Annotated in this window: 15 protein-coding genes and 3 tRNA genes; 15 read left to right on the top strand and 3 right to left on the bottom strand. The window is 58.2% G+C overall.

What is annotated here, in order from left to right; genetic code table 11:
- Nucleotides 1-291: 291 nt before the first annotated feature.
- The 11 genes from dnaA (at nucleotide 292) to ACIP6G_RS09470 (ending at nucleotide 11,327) form a co-directional block, all read left to right on the top strand.
- Nucleotides 292-1,728 (top strand): chromosomal replication initiator protein DnaA, encoded by a 1,437-nt coding sequence (dnaA, locus tag ACIP6G_RS09520; protein ID WP_105658693.1) that lies wholly within the window; start codon nucleotides 292-294, stop codon nucleotides 1,726-1,728.
- Between the two features lie 466 nt (nucleotides 1,729-2,194).
- On the top strand, nucleotides 2,195-3,322 hold the full coding sequence (gene dnaN, locus ACIP6G_RS09515; RefSeq protein ID WP_105658692.1) for a DNA polymerase III subunit beta: 1,128 nt from the start codon (nucleotides 2,195-2,197) through the stop codon (nucleotides 3,320-3,322).
- 58 nt (nucleotides 3,323-3,380) lie between these two features.
- Nucleotides 3,381-4,544: a DNA replication/repair protein RecF gene (gene recF, locus ACIP6G_RS09510; RefSeq protein ID WP_400289700.1), complete on the top strand. Its 1,164-nt coding sequence runs from the start codon at nucleotides 3,381-3,383 to the stop codon at nucleotides 4,542-4,544.
- Complete coding sequence (locus ACIP6G_RS09505; protein WP_400289698.1) at nucleotides 4,537-5,094, top strand: DUF721 domain-containing protein; 558 nt, start codon at nucleotides 4,537-4,539, stop codon at nucleotides 5,092-5,094. The genes recF and ACIP6G_RS09505 overlap by 8 nt, the downstream gene beginning before the upstream one ends.
- A 343-nt stretch (nucleotides 5,095-5,437) precedes the next feature.
- Nucleotides 5,438-7,441, top strand: a complete 2,004-nt coding sequence (gyrB, locus tag ACIP6G_RS09500; RefSeq protein WP_400290080.1) for a DNA topoisomerase (ATP-hydrolyzing) subunit B — start codon at nucleotides 5,438-5,440, stop codon at nucleotides 7,439-7,441.
- A gap of 58 nt (nucleotides 7,442-7,499) precedes the next feature.
- Nucleotides 7,500-10,127 (top strand): DNA gyrase subunit A, encoded by a 2,628-nt coding sequence (gyrA, locus tag ACIP6G_RS09495; RefSeq protein WP_400289696.1) that lies wholly within the window; start codon nucleotides 7,500-7,502, stop codon nucleotides 10,125-10,127.
- Nucleotides 10,124-10,732 carry a DUF3566 domain-containing protein gene (locus ACIP6G_RS09490; protein ID WP_133833758.1) on the top strand — a complete coding sequence of 203 codons (609 nt, stop codon included), beginning with the start codon at nucleotides 10,124-10,126 and terminating at the stop codon, nucleotides 10,730-10,732. The genes gyrA and ACIP6G_RS09490 overlap by 4 nt, the downstream gene beginning before the upstream one ends.
- Before the next feature lie 122 nt (nucleotides 10,733-10,854).
- Nucleotides 10,855-10,928 (top strand) — tRNA-Ile (locus ACIP6G_RS09485).
- A gap of 31 nt (nucleotides 10,929-10,959) precedes the next feature.
- Nucleotides 10,960-11,079, top strand: coding sequence for a DLW-39 family protein (locus ACIP6G_RS09480; protein ID WP_219844366.1), 120 nt, complete (start codon nucleotides 10,960-10,962; stop codon nucleotides 11,077-11,079).
- Nucleotides 11,080-11,086: 7 nt separating this feature from the next.
- Nucleotides 11,087-11,159, top strand: a tRNA-Ala gene (locus ACIP6G_RS09475).
- Between the two features lie 95 nt (nucleotides 11,160-11,254).
- Nucleotides 11,255-11,327 (top strand) — tRNA-Ala (locus ACIP6G_RS09470).
- Between the two features lie 67 nt (nucleotides 11,328-11,394).
- On the opposite strand, the gene ACIP6G_RS09465 is transcribed toward ACIP6G_RS09470, so the two are convergent.
- The gene (locus ACIP6G_RS09465; RefSeq protein WP_286134352.1) at nucleotides 11,395-12,537 is read right to left on the bottom strand and encodes a glycosyltransferase family 1 protein; all 1,143 of its coding nucleotides are present in this window, start codon (nucleotides 12,535-12,537) and stop codon (nucleotides 11,395-11,397) included.
- 109 nt (nucleotides 12,538-12,646) lie between these two features.
- On the opposite strand from ACIP6G_RS09465, the gene ACIP6G_RS09460 reads away from it, so the two are divergent.
- Nucleotides 12,647-13,618: a bile acid:sodium symporter family protein gene (locus ACIP6G_RS09460; protein WP_400289694.1), complete on the top strand. Its 972-nt coding sequence runs from the start codon at nucleotides 12,647-12,649 to the stop codon at nucleotides 13,616-13,618.
- A gap of 129 nt (nucleotides 13,619-13,747) precedes the next feature.
- On the top strand, nucleotides 13,748-14,614 hold the full coding sequence (locus ACIP6G_RS09455; protein ID WP_105658702.1) for a DMT family transporter: 867 nt from the start codon (nucleotides 13,748-13,750) through the stop codon (nucleotides 14,612-14,614).
- Between the two features lie 6 nt (nucleotides 14,615-14,620).
- Here the strand turns inward: ACIP6G_RS09455 and ACIP6G_RS09450 are convergent, their stop codons facing one another.
- Nucleotides 14,621-14,827: a hypothetical protein gene (locus tag ACIP6G_RS09450; RefSeq protein WP_105658684.1), complete on the bottom strand. Its 207-nt coding sequence runs from the start codon at nucleotides 14,825-14,827 to the stop codon at nucleotides 14,621-14,623.
- 171 nt (nucleotides 14,828-14,998) lie between these two features.
- Here ACIP6G_RS09450 and ACIP6G_RS09445 point away from each other — a divergent pair, with 171 nt between their 5' ends.
- Complete coding sequence (locus ACIP6G_RS09445; RefSeq protein ID WP_105658683.1) at nucleotides 14,999-15,544, top strand: peptidylprolyl isomerase; 546 nt, start codon at nucleotides 14,999-15,001, stop codon at nucleotides 15,542-15,544.
- 237 nt (nucleotides 15,545-15,781) lie between these two features.
- Nucleotides 15,782-16,501: a rhomboid family intramembrane serine protease gene (locus ACIP6G_RS09440; RefSeq protein ID WP_332594768.1), complete on the top strand. Its 720-nt coding sequence runs from the start codon at nucleotides 15,782-15,784 to the stop codon at nucleotides 16,499-16,501.
- 481 nt (nucleotides 16,502-16,982) lie between these two features.
- On the opposite strand, the gene ACIP6G_RS09435 is transcribed toward ACIP6G_RS09440, so the two are convergent.
- Nucleotides 16,983-17,600 (bottom strand): LysE/ArgO family amino acid transporter, encoded by a 618-nt coding sequence (locus ACIP6G_RS09435; RefSeq protein ID WP_400289691.1) that lies wholly within the window; start codon nucleotides 17,598-17,600, stop codon nucleotides 16,983-16,985.
- Between the last annotated feature and the right edge of the window lie 36 nt (nucleotides 17,601-17,636).

Genomic DNA, 17,636 nt, shown 5'->3' with positions numbered 1-17,636 from the left:
TCGGCCTGTGAATAATCTACCCCAGACTTGTGGATTAAGGCTGTGTATAACGAAAGAAAATTCACAGTTTTCCGCAAAACAGCTAGTCATCTCGCAGCGAAAAACGCTTGATTTCAAGGGAAAACCCGTTTTCCACAGTAATAACACCCGGTTTTTCCACGGAGCTGTGCATAACTGTGTGGATGATGGATAGAATCAATGCAGACGTGGTCCAGAAAACGACGTTTTAGAAGCCTGGAAACAGGATTCTTGTGACCAAGATTGCATTTAAACGGAAGCGGGGCGCCCTTAGTGAGCAGCGACGAAACCAATAGCATTGGTAGCTCTTGGCGCCAAGTCATCCGGAAGATCGAGGATGATGATCGCGTCAAGGCGCGTTACCGTGCCTTCGTATCGCTGGCTAAACCTCAGGGACTAATCGGTACGACGCTCTTAGTTGCGGTACCCAATGACCTCACCCGCGATATTCTGCAGACTCAGCTGCGCGAGCCGCTGGATGAAGCACTGCGAGAAGTCTTCCAGGACGAGATCCGTTGCGCCGTCAGCGTTGATCTCTCGCTCTCGGATGAGCTCGAAGAAGATGAGCCTGAAGCCAAAGCCGCCGCGCCGTCAGCTCCAGCAGTCGTTGAGACTCCTGGTCCGCGCCCCCAGCCAGCACCGCAGCCAACTCCCCCATCGAATTCGCAGGAGTTCGGCCGGCTGAACCCGAAGTACATTTTCGACACCTTCGTGATCGGCTCATCGAACCGCTTTGCCCACGCCGCAGCCGTTGCTGTTGCCGAAGCGCCGGCCAAGGCCTACAACCCGCTGTTCATCTATGGTGATTCAGGTCTGGGCAAGACTCACTTGCTGCATGCCATTGGCCACTACGCACGCCATCTCTACAAGGGCATCCGCGTGCGCTACGTTAACTCCGAAGAGTTCACCAATGATTTCATCAACTCGATCCGCGACGACGAGGGCGCAAGTTTCAAGCAGACTTACCGCAATGTCGACATTCTGCTCATTGACGACATTCAGTTCTTGGCCAACAAGGACGCTACCCAGGAAGAGTTCTTCCATACCTTCAATGCGCTGCACAACCACAACAAGCAGGTTGTCATCACCTCTGATCTGCCTCCCAAGCAGCTGCAGGGATTCGAAGACCGCATGCGTTCGCGCTTCGAGTGGGGCCTGCTGACCGATATTCAGCCACCAGAGCTGGAGACGCGTATTGCGATTTTGCGTAAGAAGGCCGACGCCGAAAATCTTTCAGCTCCAAGTGATGTCATGGAGTACATTGCTTCGCGTATTTCCACGAATATCCGGGAACTCGAAGGTGCTTTGATCCGTGTCACCGCTTTCGCGTCGCTGAATAACCAGCCCGTGGACCTTGCATTGGCCGAAACCGTGCTCAAGGACTTGATCAGCGAAGACGGGGCCCAGGAAATCACGCCGTCGACCATCATCAAGCAGACCGCAGAGTACTTCGGACTGAGTATTGATGAGCTGAACAGCAAATCGCGAACTCGTACTTTGGTCACCGCGCGCCAGATCGCCATGTACTTGCTGCGTGAGCTTACCGACATGTCGTTGCCGAAGATTGGTGCAGAACTTGGCGGCCGCGACCACACCACCGTGATTCACGCAGATCGTAAGATCCGTGAGCTCATGGCCGAGCGTCGAGCGATCTTTAATCAGGTCACCGAGCTAACCAACCGGATTAAGCAGAGCCAGCGGGAGCACTAGCGGCGAGAAATCACAGGTGTGGATAAGACTGTGGATGATTTGGTGAAGACCTGCGGATAAGTGCGCAAACCATGTGGACGTTAAAAATCGTGGAACTGAGTATCAACAGGATGGTGGAACTGAGTCTCACGTTCAACCACAGATTGTTCACATGCACAATCGTGGGCGGGTCTGGGGTTACAGGCCTTATCCACAGTATCCACAAGGGTTATTAACACTTCTCCTTTAAACCCTTAATCATCCAAATAACGAGTCCACTCCACACCCTCGAGCCAAATCCTGTGCAGAACAATTTTTTTGTTGCATCGTCCACACTTCGTTCATTGAGCAGACGTTGCGCTATCAGGGCGTGGCAAGATTAGATGGATAAAACGTGCAATTACCTGCTCTATGCTTAAGAACTTGGCGAGGGAACAACCTTCTTGGCCTGACTTAAGACTTATGGGTTCCGAAAGGCGGATTTTTCGTGAAGTTCAGCGTTGAAAAGGATGTATTGGCAGACGCCGTATCCTGGACTGCCCGGTCCCTGGCACAGCGACCACCATCACCTGTTTTGGCTGGCATTCTCATCACCACCCATGAAGGCCTGGTTCGGCTCGAGGGATTCGACTATGAGATTTCCTCGCATATTGAGATTCCCGCGGACATTTCTGAGCAGGGTTCGATCTTGGTTTCCGGCAAGCTCTTGGCTGAGATCACCCGATCGCTGCCTAACTCGACGGTCACCTTGGAGACCGAAGGCTCGAAGATCTCGCTGACCTGTGGCCGTTCACGATTCCACCTGGCCACCATGCCAGTTGATGAATACCCAACCCTGCCTGAACTTCCAGCTATCGCCGGCACTATCGATGGCCAAGCATTCTCCGAAGCTGTATCGCAGGTTATCGTTGCGGCGTCCAAGGACGACACCTTGCCAGTTCTCACCGGCATCAAGGTTGAAATTGAAAACGACCTGATCACGTTCTTGGCCACGGACCGCTACCGTCTGGCTCTGCGTGAACTCAATTGGACTCCTAACCAGGCGGAAATCTCGACCTCCTTCCTGATCAAGGCCAAGACCCTCAACGAAGTTGCCAAGACTCTCTCGAGCTCTGGCGAGCTGAAGCTTGCAATGAGCGAGAACGGCGAAATGGTTGGCTTCGAAAGCTCCAACCGCCGGACCACTTCGTTGCTGATCAATGGCGAATACCCGAAGATCCGCTCGCTGTTCCCAAGCGACACCCCAATCCATGCCACCGTTCGCACCAGCGAGCTGATGGAAGCTGTTCGTCGTGTATCGGTGGTTGCCGAACGCAATACCCCAGTTCGCATGGCTTTTACCGATGGCCAGCTGACCTTGGATGCCGGCACCGGCGAAGACGCGCAGGCTGAAGAAGCTATTGTTGCGTCTCTTCGCGGCGAAGACATCGTCGTGGCCTTCAACCCGACCTTCTTGTCCGAAGGCCTGAACTCCTTCAATACCGATTTCGTGCGCTTCTCCTTCACCAGTGCGCCCAAGCCGGCCATGCTGACCGGCCAGAAGAAGCTGGATGAGGATGACCAGGACCAGTATCGCTACCTCGTGATGCCGGTTCGGTTGCCCAACTCGAACTAAGCCAATTTCGTGGTGGATGGCTTTAACCATCCACCACCTTCTTTCTGTCAGGACCTCGGTGTATATCTCGCAGCTTTCACTCACGGGCTTCCGCTCGTATGCGCAGGCCGACGTGCACCTGGCCCCTGGGATCAACGTTCTGATCGGCCCCAACGGCGTCGGCAAAACCAATATCGTTGAGTCCGTTGGCTATTTGGCCAATCTCTCTTCGCATCGCGTGAGCAATGACGCCCCGTTGCTGCATTTCGGTTCTGAGCGCGCGCTGATTCGCGGCACCGTGCATCGTGGCCCGCAAACCACGGTGATCGAGGTCGAAATCACCAGTGGGAAGGTCAATCGTGCCCGCATCAACCGGGCCAACCCGGTTCGCGCTCGGGAGATCCTGGGCATGGTGCGCACCGTGCTCTTCGCCCCGGAGGACATGGCACTGATCAAGGGCGACCCGTCCAACCGCCGCAAGTTCTTGGACGAGCTCCTGGTAGCCCTGCGCCCGGTAGACGCCGGTACCAAGAACGACTACGACCGCATCGTGAAGCAACGCAATGCCCTGCTCAAATCCATCCGCGGCAAGTCCAAGCTGAGCACCTCGCAGGAAAACACCCTCAAGGCCTGGGATCTGCAGTTGGCCTTGACGGGCGCTCGATTGATCCGCGGACGCCTTGACGTCCTGGCCTTGATTCGCCCGTACATGCAGGCCGCCTACGCGGATTTGGCCGATGGCGCGAAGGAAGCGCGCGCCGTCTACCGGTCCTCGCTCGAGGGCGAACTCGATGAAAACAGCCTGCCGGCAGAGGATCTTGAGTCCTTGGACCAAGAAGAAATCCAGGAACTGCTGCTGAACGCCATTGAAGTTAATCGCGGTCGGGAAGTCGACCGCGGAATTTCGCTCTTTGGACCGCACCGGGACGATCTGACCCTGATCCTGGGACCGACCCCTGCCAAGGGCTATGCCTCGCACGGGGAAACCTGGTCCTTTGCCCTGGCCCTGCGCCTTGCCGCCTACCGTGTTTTCGGCGATGACGATCCCCGCCCAGGTTCTGGACCCATCCTGATCCTTGATGATGTCTTTGCCGAGCTGGACACCACCCGTCGTGATCGTTTGGCGCATATCGTTGCCGGAGCCGAGCAGGTTCTGGTGACCGCCGCCGTTGTCGAAGATGTTCCAGAAGCACTGAAGGGACATTACTTCCAGGTCTCCCCTGGCCAGGTTGTCGATGCATGAGCCATCAGAACGGGATGAACACCGCTTCGATCCAGAGATCGATGCGGCCAAAGCACTGCTCAACCGCATGCGAAAGCTCGCCGAAGAACGTGGCGAGAAGCGAATAGATGCGGCGCGCATGGACAAAGTGCGCAAGCGAAAAGCCGCCCGCCGCGGATTCGCCGCGGAAAAGCCGGAATCCGCCGAGGGCGCGATCCGCGATCCGCGCGCCATCGGCGAAGTAGTCTCCCGCTTGTCCAAGTCCCGCGGCTGGAACACCCAGGTCGCGGTCGGATCGGTACTCGGCCGCTGGCCCGACATCATTGGCGTGGAGAACGCGAAGCACTGCAAGCCGGAATCCTTTGAAGACACTGTGGTGGTGATGCGCTGCGATACAACAGCGAGAGCTGCGCAAATGCGCCTGCTCAGCCACGATATTCTGAAGAAATTCGATGCCGAGTTGGGTCCCGGGATCGTCACCGTGCTCAAGGTGCTCGGGCCTAATGCTCCCTCCTGGCGCCATGGCATGCGTTCGGTGGCCGGCCGGGGTCCACGCGACACATACGGGTAGAAATTGCTGGCACGGCATATGGCGCACTCACGGACCCGGAGGGTGGATCCCCCCACACTTGATCGCCACAACTGCCTCAGAACGTCAATTAGCAGCTTTTGGTGGGCGATTTAGGCCTCAAAGTCACCGTTTATTTTGGTCTACGCGGTAGAATTAGAGGTAGTGAAATGACTCCGCTGCGGGCTTGCCCGGTGGCGGTGTCCCTCCAGACCATGATTGCCTGACGCGCTGAATCCATCGCAGCGGGCAATCGCGCGCCAAATCCGAGGAGTTCGTAGCACCCGTGTCTACCGAAAATGCTTCACCGCAGGAACCGGCTGAAAGCCAAGCCCCCGCGGAATCGATGACTTCCAAAGTCGAACACACTTACGGCGCCCAGGATATTACCGTCCTCGAAGGACTCGAAGCGGTACGCAAACGTCCGGGCATGTACATCGGTTCCACCGGCCCTCGAGGCCTGCACCACTTGGTCTACGAAGTCGTCGACAACTCCGTCGATGAGGCGCTGGCTGGCTACTGCGACACCATCAACGTCACGCTGCAGGCAGATGGCGGCGTGCGCTGTGAAGATAACGGCCGCGGTATCCCAGTAGACATCCACCCAACCGAGGGCAAGCCAACCGTAGAGGTTGTCATGACCATCCTGCACGCAGGCGGCAAGTTCGGCGGCGGCGGCTACGCGGTCTCCGGCGGCCTGCACGGTGTGGGCATCTCCGTGGTGAACGCCCTGTCCGAGAAGGTCGACACCATCGTTCGCCGCCAGGGCCATGCGTGGCGCATCGGCTTCGGCAACGGCGGCCACACCGTCCAGGAGCTGACCAAGGGCGAAGAAACCGAGCTGACAGGCACCAGCCAGACCTTCTACCCGGATCCGGAAATCTTCGAGACCACCGAATTCGATTTCGAGACGCTTCGCGCCCGTTTCCAGCAGATGGCCTTCCTGAACAAGGGCCTGCGCATCACCCTCACCGATGAGCGCGTGCAGGACAACGAAGAGCCCGAGGCCGAGGTCGAGGAGGAAATCGAGAACCAGGTAGTCAAGCCGCGCACCGTGGACTACCTGTACAAGGACGGCCTGCTGGACTACGTCAAGCACCTGAACGCCGCCAAGAAGATCGAACTGGTCCACGACGAGGTCATCGCCTTCGAATCCGAAGATGCTGCCCGCGGCATCAGCCTGGAAATCGCGATGCAGTGGACCAGCGCCTACGCCGAATCCGTGCACACCTACGCGAACACCATCAACACCCATGAAGGCGGCACCCACGAAGAGGGCTTCCGCGCGGCCCTGACCGGCCTGCTCAACCGCTACGCACGCGATAACAAGATCCTGCGCGAAAAGGACGACAACCTCACCGGCGAGGACGCCCGCGAAGGGTTGACCGCCGTGATTTCGGTCAAGCTCTCCGAGCCCCAGTTCGAGGGCCAGACCAAGACCAAGCTGGGCAACTCGATGGCCCGAGGCTTCGTCCAGGGCGTGGTCAACGAGGAACTGGGCGACTGGTTCGAGCGCAACCCGAACGTGGCCCGCGACATCATCCGCAAGGCCCAACTGGCTTCGCAGGCCCGCATGGCCGCCCGCAAGGCCCGCGACAACGCCCGCCGCAAGTCGCCGATGGAATCCTTCGGCATGCCGGGCAAGCTCTCGGACTGCTCCTCGAAGAACCCTGCCGAGTGCGAAGTGTTCATCGTGGAGGGCGACTCCGCAGGAGGCTCCGCCAAGCGCGGACGCGACCCGCACACCCAGGCCATCCTGCCGCTGCGCGGCAAGATCCTGAACGTGGAGCGTGCCCGCCTGGACCGCGCGCTGGGCAATGCCGAAGTGCAGGCGATGATCACCGCCTTCGGCACCGGCATCGGCGAAGAGTTCGACATGGCCAAGCTGCGCTACCACAAGATCGTGCTGATGGCCGATGCCGACGTGGACGGCCAGCACATCACCACGCTGCTGCTGACCTTGATCTTCCGCTTCATGCGCCCGCTGATCGAGCACGGTTACGTCTACCTGGCAGCCCCGCCGCTGTACCGCATCAAGTGGTCCAATGCGCCGCATGACTACGTGTTCTCCGATAAGGAACGCGATGATGCGCTGCTCGCCGGCCAGGCATCGAACAAGCGCCTGCCCAAGGACAACGGCATCCAGCGCTACAAGGGCCTGGGCGAGATGGACTACTCGGAACTGTGGGACACCACCATGGATCCGGAACACCGTACGCTGCGCCAGGTCACCATGGACGACGCCGCAGCCGCGGACGAGGTGTTCTCCGTGCTGATGGGCGAGGACGTCGAGTCCCGCCGTAACTTCATCCAGCAGAACGCCAAGGACGTGCGCTTCCTGGATATCTAGCCGGCCGCCGCCACCACAGATATCCACCGAAGACTTTTTTGACTTGTAAGGGAAGAAATTGAGCGACGAGCAAACCCCTGAGAACGCACCAATGGACGGCGAGATCATCGAGCCGGTCCCAGAAGGCGGTCGCATCGACCAGATCGACCTGCAGACCGAAATGCAGCGTTCGTACCTCGACTACGCCATGGCCGTCATTGTCGGCCGTGCGCTGCCGGATGTGCGCGATGGCCTGAAGCCTGTGCACCGCCGCGTGCTGTACGCAATGTACGACGGCGGCTACCGCCCTGAGCGCTCGTACAACAAGTGCGCCCGCGTGGTCGGCGAAGTCATGGGCCAGTACCACCCGCACGGCGACACCGCGATCTACGATGCGCTGGTCCGCCTGATCCAGGACTGGGTCATGCGCTACCCGCTGGCCCTGGGCCAGGGCAACTTCGGCTCCCCAGGCAACGACGGCGCCGCCGCCCAGCGTTACACCGAAACCAAGATGGCCCCGCTGGCCATGGAAATGGTCCGCGACATCAACGAGAACACCGTTGATTTCCAGGACAACTACGACGGCAAGAACCAGGAACCAACGGTTCTTCCGGCGCGTTTCCCCAACCTTTTGGTCAACGGCTCCTCCGGCATCGCCGTGGGCATGGCAACCAACATCCCGCCGCACAACCTGCGCGAAGTCGCCGAGGGCGTGCAGTGGTACCTGAAGAACCCGGAAGTTTCGCGCGAGGAGCTGCTCGCCGAGCTGATGCTGCGCGTGAAGGGCCCGGACTTCCCATCCGGCGCCATGATCCTGGGCACCAAGGGCATCGCCGATGCCTACCGCACCGGCCGCGGCTCGATCACCATGCGCGCAGTGGTCAACGTGGAGGAAATCCAGGGACGCACCTGCCTGGTGGTCACCGAACTGCCGTACATGGCCAACCCGGATAACCTCGCGGTGAAGATCGCCGAACTGGTCCGCGACGGCAAGATCGCCGGCATCGCCGACATGCGCGACGAGACCTCGGGCCGCACCGGCCAGCGCCTGGTCATCGTGCTCAAGCGCGATGCCGTGGCCAAGGTAGTGCTGAACAACCTGTACAAGCACACCGAGCTGCAGTCCAACTTCTCGGCCAACATGCTCGCGATCGTCGACGGGGTGCCGCGCACCCTGCCGCTGGATGGATTCATCCGCCACTGGGTCACCCACCAGATCGAAGTGATCGTCCGCCGTACCGAATACCGCCTGAAGAAGGCCGAGGAAGAAGCCCACATCCTGCGCGGCCTGCTCAAGGCCCTGGATGCCCTGGACGAGGTCATCGCCCTGATTCGCCGCTCGGCTACCACCGAGGCGGCGCGCGACGGGCTGATGGAACTGCTGGACATCGACGAGGCGCAGTCCCGCGCCATCCTCGACATGCAGCTGCGCCGCCTGGCCGCCCTCGAGCGCCAGAAGATCCAGGATCGCCATGCCGAGCTCGAGCGCATGATCGCCGAATTCCAGGCGATCATCGCCGATCCGGCACGCCAGCGCCAGATAGTCTCCGAAGAACTGGCCGAGATCGTCGACAAGCATGGCGACGACCGCCGTACCAAGGTGCTGATGGGCTACGACGGCGACATGAGCGTCGAAGACCTGATTCCCGAAGAGGAAATGGTCGTCACCATCACCCGCGGCGGCTACGTCAAGCGCACCCGCATCGACAACTACCGTTCGCAGGCACGTGGCGGCAAGGGCATCAAGGGCGCGAACCTGCGCGGGGACGACGTGGTGGAGCACTTCTTCGTCACCTCGACCCACAACTGGCTGCTGTTCTTCACCAACCACGGCCGGGTTTACCGCACCAAGTGCTACGAGCTGGCCGAGGCCGGCCGCGATGCCAAGGGCCAGCACGTAGCCAACGTGATGGCCTTCCAGCCGGATGAGCACATTGCCCAGGTGCTGGACCTGCGCACCTACCAGGATGCGGCCTACCTGATGCTGGCTACCCGCAACGGCTTGGTGAAGAAGACCCGCCTGGAGGATTACGACACCAACCGCACCGCCGGCGTGATCGCGATCAACCTGCGCGAGGACGATGAACTGGTCTCCGCGCAGCTGGTCAGTGAATCCGATGACGTGATGCTCGTCTCACGCAAGGGCCAGTCGGTCCGCTTCACCGCCACCGATACCGCGCTGCGCCCCATGGGCCGTGCAACCTCGGGCGTGACCGGAATGAAGTTCCGCGAAGACGATGAGCTGCTGGCAGCCGATGTGGTCCGCGAAGGCTCCTATGTCTTCACCGTGACCAACGAGGGCTACGCCAAGCGCACCACGGTGGAGGAATACCGTGTGCAATCCCGCGGTGGTTTGGGCATTAAGGTGGCCAAGCTCAACGAGGAACGCGGTGAGCTGGTTGGCGCGCTGATCGTCGACGAGACCGATGAGGTCTTGGTGGTGATGGGCTCGGGCAAGGTGGTCCGCTCGGCCGTTTCACAGGTTCCTTCGAAGGGCCGCGACACGATGGGCGTCATCTTCGCCAAGCCGGACAAGAAGGACCGGATCCTTGCGGTTGCCAAGAACTCTGAGACCGAGCTCGAAGAGAACTTGGAGGAAGATGCCGTAACGTTGGACGCAGAAAACACGATCGATGAGTCATCGGCTGTGCCAGAAAACGAATCCGGCGCGGAAAACGATGACGACACTAACGGAGGTAACGCATGAGCACGCCCTCGACGCCACGCCCCAGCGGCGGTGCCCCGAAGAGCGCAGCGCCGCGACCTACCCAGGTAAAGCGTCCGGCTCCGACCGGTACTGGCGCCCGTCCGGCTAGCGCCGGCGCACGACCAGCAACAGGCCAAGCGCGTCCAGCGGGCCAGCGCCCGACAGGAGCGCCGCAGCGCCCAACCAGCCAGCAGCGTCCGGCCAATGGCCAGGATCGCCTGGTTCGTCCAGCGCCCAAGGCAAAGGTCCGCAAGGCCCGCCTGCTGGTTTCCAAGGTGGAGCCCTTCTCGGTTCTGAAGCTGGCCTTCCTGCTCTCGGTAGCTTTCGGTGTGATCACCGTGGTTGCCGCCGTGGGCATCTGGGCTGTCTTGGATCTGACCGGAACCTTTGATGCGTTCAACCAGCTGATGCGCGAGGCCATTGGCGCCGACGGCAACTTCGACCTGCGCGACACCATGTCGCTGGGCCAGGTGGCTTCCTACGCGACGATCATCGCAGTGGTGAACGTAGTGGTAATTTCCGTGGTCTCCATGCTTGGCGCGGTGCTGTACAACATTGCTGCTTCACTGGTCGGCGGAGCCGGAGTGACCCTCACCGACGACTAGGAACACCCCAAGTCGAGCCCGGGATTCATGCTGTGATGCATGACACCCGGGCTCGATTTGTATCTTTGGGAGAACACCGGTAAAGTTTTATTTCGTTCCGAAGGGAACAAAAACAAAAGCAAGGGCGTATAGCTCAGGCGGTTAGAGCGCTTCGCTGATAACGAAGAGGTCCCAAGTTCAAGTCTTGGTACGCCCACGGAAACCTTGCTGGAGAGAAAGAGGGAGTGATGAAAAAGTTCCTGGTTCTCGCATCGATCGCGGCTGCTGCAGTAGTCTTGGTCAAGAAAGCGAAGGCTTCGTCGGAAACGAAGGAAACCTGGCATCAGGTAGCCGATAAAGTTTCCTAAAGCTTTTGGGGCCTTAGCTCAGTTGGTAGAGCGTCTGCTTTGCAAGCAGAATGTCAGGAGTTCGATTCTCCTAGGCTCCACAAAAGAAAGTGGCGGAAAGTGAAAACTTTCCGCTAATTCTTTTTGATTGATTCGGATGAATTGATCTTGGAGTGGAAACTTCAAAATTGAATACGGGGCCTTAGCTCAGTTGGTAGAGCGTCTGCTTTGCAAGCAGAATGTCAGGAGTTCGATTCTCCTAGGCTCCACATTTGCCAAAAGGCGGAAAGTGAAAACTTTCCGCCTTTTGCGTATCCAGAAGAAAATTCTATTTCGCTAGTGCCGGATCCGGGCCATCCGGACATGCTCATAGTGTCCAATAAGCTGCTCGCCAATGCTGTGCCAGGACCGATCCTGGACACTGCTAAGCGCAGCGCTGGCAAAAGCCAGCCGTTTCGCATCGTCATAGGCCAAGTCGCTGACCCGACTGCGCAGCTCACTAAGGTTTCCTGGCTGATAGAGCCAGCCCGTGCGCGAGGAATCCACCAGATCCAGCGGTCCCCCACGGCCTACGGCCACGACAGGCACACCACAGGCCATGGCTTCCTGAATGGTCTGGCAAAAGGTCTCTGAGGCGCCAGGATGCACAAAGATGTCCATCGAAGCCATGACCTCGGCCAAGCGTTCCCCGGAAAGGAAACCGGTGAAGTGGGCGTTGGGCAAAAGGCTGCGCAGTTCGTCCTCGAGTGGGCCGGAACCGACGATCACCAGCCGAGTATTCTCAAGACTCGCCAGGGCCTGCAGGTCCGCGACCTGCTTCTCTGCTGCCAGCCGGCCGACGTAGCCAATGACTACCTCGTCATTCGGGGCAACCGCCTGCCTGAACTGCTCGCTTCGCCGTCTTGGCGTGAACTGCGCTGTATCTACTCCCCTGCCTGAAATGGCAAGCCGCGGAACGCCCAGAGATTCGAGCTGGTGGTAGGAAAACGTGCTTGGAACCAGAGTGAGGTCCGCACCCGTGTGGATCGCTCTGACGTGCTCCCAGAGCCTCTGCGTCAGCCACGGCATTTTGTAGCGTGCCGCGTAGCTGGGAACCTCGGTCTGATACAGCGCCACGGTGGGCAATTCGAGTTCCTGTGCAGCGCGCAGAGCCTGCCATCCAAGGATGAACGGGCTAGCCAGATGAACTACGTCGACGCGCTCTCGAGCCAGCATCTTGCGCAGGCGCGCCACACTGGTGGCAGCTACCCGAACCTCGGGATAGCTTGCCAAAGGCATCGACGGAACTGTGAGGATCTTGAAGCCCTGATAGAGCTTTGGCACGCCATGGCCTGACAGCTCCCCTGCCAGCGAGCCTGCAGGGGTAATGACCACGGCCTCCTGGCCAGTCTGCCTGAGGTGATCCAGCGTCTTGAGGATTGAGTTGGTGACCCCATTGAAATGGGGAAGGAACGATTCAGCGACGATTGCTACCTTCACATCTTCAGCATACTTTTCGTCAATTACACGCAAGTGAATATGACAAGGGCAGTGGATTAACTTCAGTTGTCTCGTTGTGGCCGCAACTCTTTAGTGGCAAAATACCTAGGTGCCCTATGAACAGTCCAGCCCTTCCGCCGCGGCGGCAAATGCCAACAAGAACGAAAAAGACTCCCGCATCGCGGTACTGCTCTTCCCTGTGCTGATTTTGCTGGGCGGACTGTGCGGAATGCTTGTTCCCCAAGCGTTCGTGGGGTTTTCCGGATGGATAAATCCCCTGCTGATGGTGATCATGTTCTGCATGGGGCTGACGCTGACCTTGCCAGACTTCGCCCTGGTGTTCAAGAACCCGTTGCCGGTGCTCGGCGGTGTCACAGCGCAGTTCATCCTGATGCCATCCATGGGCTGGCTGGTCGCCACGCTGCTGCAGCTTGACCCGGCCTTGGCCGCCGGCCTGATCCTGGTTGGCTGCGCACCAGGAGGCACGGCATCGAATGTGGTTTCCTACCTGGCTCGAGGCAATGTCGCCCTGTCCGTTGCCATGACTTCCGTGTCGACCTTGCTCGCACCGCTGCTGACCCCGGCGCTGGCCTTGTGGCTGGCTGGCCAGTACATGCCAGTCGATGCTGGATCCATGGCCGTCAGCGTCATCAAGATCGTACTGATCCCTGTGGTCCTAGGCATCGTCCTGCGCATGCTGTTCAACCAGTTCGTGGCGAAGATCGGTGGTGTGCTGCCATGGCTGTCGGTACTAGCCATCACCTTCGTGGTGACGGTCATCGTCGCGGGCAGTGCACAGACGATTTTGACTGCTGGCCTGCTGGTCCTGGTTGCGGTCATTTTGCATAATGCCCTGGGCCTGGCTTTGGGGTATGCCATGGGTGTCCTGTTGCGCGTTCCCGAAGCTTCCCGGCGAACAATCGCCATCGAAGTCGGCATGCAGAATTCAGGCCTCGCCGGTGGGCTAGCGAAGCAATACTTCTCGCCTGAAGCCGCTCTGCCAGGTGCCGTATTCTCTGTTTGGCATAACTTGTCCGGCGCATTGATCGCAGCTTATTGGCGGAGAAAAGACGCTAAATAGCTCGAGAGTGCGGGCACAGATAAAAGTATTCCATCATAAGAATATCTTGATCTGTCCAAGTATTCGCCGGATCCGGCACGTTCCAAGTTCGAATGAAGCCCATGCGCTGGGAAACTGTAATCTTGGTTGGTGACCATCTTGCTTGCCTTGGTCGGAATTCTCGGGATTTCGGCATCTGGCCCCATTATTGCCGCCTTCCCTGGTGTCCCGGTTCTCTCCATGGCCTTTTGGCGCAATGGAGCTGCGGCGGCCGCGCTCAGCGCACCGGCACTGCGAAAGAACTCCAAAGCTTATCTGCAGATGACCGGGCGAGAATGGTTCTTCACCGGGGTAGCAGGTGTAGCTCTCGCACTGCATTTCGTGTGCTTCATGTATTCGATGCGACTAACCAGCGTGGCTGCTGGAACGGCACTGGTGTGCATCCAAGGTGTCTGGATCGCGATTTACCAGGTTCTTCGCGGAACCAAATATCGAACGCAGGTTTTCCTTGGCATGGGCATTGCGCTGCTTGGTGCAATCATCATCACGGGATTCGACATGGGGCTGGGACGTGATGCCATCATTGGCGACCTCTTGGCACTAGCCGGTGGCGTCTTGGCCGCTGTGTACACGCTGGCCGGATCCGTGGCTCGCAGGACCTTGGGAACTACAACGTATGCCTCGAGCTGCTATGCCATTACCGCCGCAGTGCTGCTAATCCTTTGTTTCCTGACTGGAACGCCGATTTGGGGTTTCGACGCCCGAGGATGGATGGCGATCATTCTGCTGACGCTTTGCGCGCAGATCTTTGGCCATACCGCCATGAATCATTTGCTCAGCGTGCTCGGTCCGCTCACGGTCTCGACGCTGATTCTGCTCGAGATTCCTGGCGCGGCAATCCTAGCGGCAATGTTCTTGGGGCAGGTAGTTCCTATCGCTACCTATGCCGGGTTGGCCGTGATACTTGTTGGGCTTGCCCTCGTGATTCGAGGGCAAGCCCAACCAAAAGCAGCCTAGACGGCTTTATTTGTCATCTTCGAGGATTTCGCGGATTTCTTCCACGCTGGCTTCACGCGATTCAACAGGCTCGTGCGGTTGTGCAGGAAGTGGTTCGTTTTCCCATGGATCCTCAATTGGTTTCGAGGCCTTCCACACGGCTACCAGCACTGCGACAAGTCCCGCAATCAAGCCAACGGCTAGTACTTTTCCTGCTTTGCTCTTCTTGCTCATGCATTGCTCCCGATCCGAAAAAATTCACGCTATCCGACAGTTCAAGACTAGGCAGTTCTATGCCCAGTGGCCAGCAGTATCGGACAAGCAACCTAAGAATGGTCCAAATTTTCTCTCAACGCGTACGTCAGTATTTAGCGGGTCGAGCATAGATCATGGAAGAATGAAGGCATGACCGCAAACGCAACTCATAAAGCCACGATTCACACTACTTTGGGCGATATCGTTGTCGATCTCTTCGGCAACCACGCGCCAAAGACCGTAAAGAACTTCGTTGGCCTCTCGACCGGTGAGCAGGAGTGGGTACACCCAGAATCCGGTGACAAGAAGACCAACACCCCGCTGTACAGCGGAACCATCTTCCACCGCATCATTTCTGATTTCATGATTCAGGGTGGCGACCCACTGGGCCAGGGCTTCGGCGGCCCAGGCTACCAGTTCGATGATGAGATCCACCCAGAACTGAACTTCAACGAGCCTTACAAGCTGGCCATGGCCAACGCGGGCATCCGCATGGGCCGCGGAACCAACGGTTCGCAGTTCTTCATCACCACCGTTCCTACCACCTGGCTGCAGGGCAAGCACACCATCTTCGGTGAAGTCCTTGACGCTGACTCGCGCAAGATCGTTGACGCGCTGAACGCCGTTGCTACCGATGGCCGTGACAAGCCACTGGAAGACGTCGTTATCAACTCGGTCGACATCGAGACCCTGTAACAACACAGGCGCACCAACCCGAGGCTCCGACGATTCCCTAGCGGCATTGTCGGGGCCTCGAGTATTTAATCCTTCTCCCCCAACTCAAGGCAGGTACTGATGTCCTTTGGACAGGTTTTCCCAGAGGGCCAAGCAACTCCGACGTGCTATCGACACCCGCAGACGGTGTCCTATGTTTCATGCCACCGGTGCGGACGTCCGGTCTGCCCGCAGTGCCAGGTCTCTGCGCCTGTAGGTGTGCAATGCGTAGACTGCGTCGCGCAAGCCAATAAGAACCTGCCGCGGCAGAAGACCCAATTCGGTGGCCGGGCTCGATCCGGTGCTCCTGTTATCACCTACACTTTCATCGGCCTGAACGTGCTGGTGTATCTGCTGCAGTGGATCATCCCTGGATTCACCAATCAGCTTGTACTTGCGCCGGCTCTGGCCGCCTATGAGCCATGGCGCCTGATCACCAGCGCCTTTGCCCACTCCACGAGCTCCTTCTTGCACCTTGCCATGAACATGTACGGCGTCTACATCTTCGGCACCATGCTCGAACCAAGGATGGGACGGCTGCGCTTCACCTGGCTATACCTGCTCAGCGCTTTTGGCGGTTCACTGGGCGTTCTCCTGCTGAGCAACCCGATCAGCGCCACGCTCGGCGCTTCGGGCGCACTGGCAGGCTTGTTCCTCGCAACTTTCGTAGTGTTCCGTTCCAATAAGCAGGCACTTCGCTCCATGGGAATTATCCTGGCGCTGAATGTCGTTCTCGGCTTCGTCATTCCCAGTATTTCGTGGCAGGGGCATCTGGGCGGAGCGATATTGGGTATCCTCGCAGCCTGCTGCATTGTGCTGATCCCGCGAAGTAATCCACAGCGTGCGCGTACCCAGATACTTTTACTCACGGCCTTGTCGATTGCGTTGCTGGCAGCCCTTTACCTCTCCACGGAAGCAGTGAAGTGGCCCTTGGGATAGTTCGAAAAGAGGCAATACAGTTATCCACACTGCTTATCCACACTGTTAATAACTTACAAGCGTGTAACTCTCGAGGCCTAGTGGTTATTAACAGCCCCTAGGCCCCGTGATATCAGGGATATTCGCCTTCGAGTACCCAATACTCACAACCTTGTCCCCAGTTGTGGATAACTTTTTAACAACCCCTGTAGATAGTGCATATACGAATCCACCGACTGTTAATAACTTCGGGTTCGAAAGTTTAAACGAATCATGAGAATCACGGTTCAATATGCGGAATCACGCCTTATCCACAGCCGGAATCCACAGTGTTAATAACTTACAAGCATGTCATTTCAGTTTCCAATATCTCCGTCGACCTGTACTTTATCCGAAAAATCATGAACTCCACCCAAGTTCTCCCCAGCTGTGGATAACTTTGTGAACAACTGTTTGTGAAAGTTGTTCACAGTCATTGTGGATAAGAGTGTTTGCCTGTGGATTACTTGGTGAGAACTGGCAGGATCAGCATGCTGGCAAAGATGAGCATGACGATTCCGATAAGTACATCAAGTACCTGCCACGCCTTGGGGTTGGCAAAGAGCGGGGCAAGGAAGCGTGCGGCGTAGGCAAGTGCGAAGAACCAAGTGACGCTGGCAATGATCGCACCAGTGGCGAAATAGGGTGCGCCTGCGGCTTGGGAAGTAGCAATTGAACCAAGAAGCAGTACCGTGTCGATATAGACATGTGGATTCAGCCAGGTGAGGGCCAACGTCGTTCCGATGATCGAGACGGCTGTTGTTGCACCGGGGAGCCCTGAGACTTTCAGCGCCTCGGGCTTCAGTGCTCGGCGGAAAGCGAAAATCGCGTAGCTTGCCAGGAAGATGAAACCGCCTATTCGCGCAATCACCAATATCCAGGGCGCTCGGTCGACAAGCGCTCCCATGCCGCTGGCTCCGGCGGCAATCAGGATCGCATCTGATAATGAGCACACCAAAGCGGTGATGAAAACATGCTCTTTCCTGATTCCCTGGCGCAGCACAAACGCATTTTGCGCACCGATGGCGACGATGAGGGACAGGCCAGTGGTAAAGCCGAAGAACAAGGATCCAGAGAGCATGTAGAAACTGTAAGAGATTAGCTGATCTGCGTCGAA

The sequence above is a fragment of the Glutamicibacter sp. NPDC088483 genome, from assembly GCF_044753145.1.
Taxonomy (GTDB): domain Bacteria; phylum Actinomycetota; class Actinomycetes; order Actinomycetales; family Micrococcaceae; genus Glutamicibacter.
The sequence above is the reverse complement of the archived record's forward strand: the minus strand, read 5'-3'. Positions and strand labels throughout refer to the sequence as shown.